This is a genomic window from Rhizobium ecuadorense, from assembly GCF_001187535.1.
Classification (GTDB): domain Bacteria; phylum Pseudomonadota; class Alphaproteobacteria; order Rhizobiales; family Rhizobiaceae; genus Rhizobium; species Rhizobium ecuadorense.
In genome coordinates this window covers 1-236 of record NZ_LFIO01000195.1, presented here as the reverse complement: position 1 = coordinate 236, position 236 = coordinate 1, and the positions used below count along the sequence as shown (strand labels likewise).

The 236-nt window shown below is 66.9% G+C and carries 1 protein-coding gene; it reads left to right on the top strand.

The window, feature by feature from the left end:
• Window positions 1-236, top strand: a 236-nt coding sequence (locus AF337_RS04630) for a DUF1612 domain-containing protein (protein WP_152970907.1), incomplete at both ends; no start/stop codon positions are given.

The following is a 236-nucleotide window of genomic DNA, read 5'->3' as shown; positions in this document are numbered from 1 at the left end:
GGCGATCGTCGCCCTCGATGCCTGGAATGAGTTGTCGGTGCTGCAGCACGCGCCCTGGCTTGGCCGGCTGTTTGCCGCCTCGATCCTGCGCCAGGCCGGCATCACTACCGGCGCCCATCTTGCCGCCGTCAATCTCGGGCTCAAAACGATACCCGTCGATCGGCGCCGCAGTCGCGATCGGAAGACTCGACTGCTCGCGATTGCCCAGGGGCTGATCGCGGCCGCGGAGATTGGCA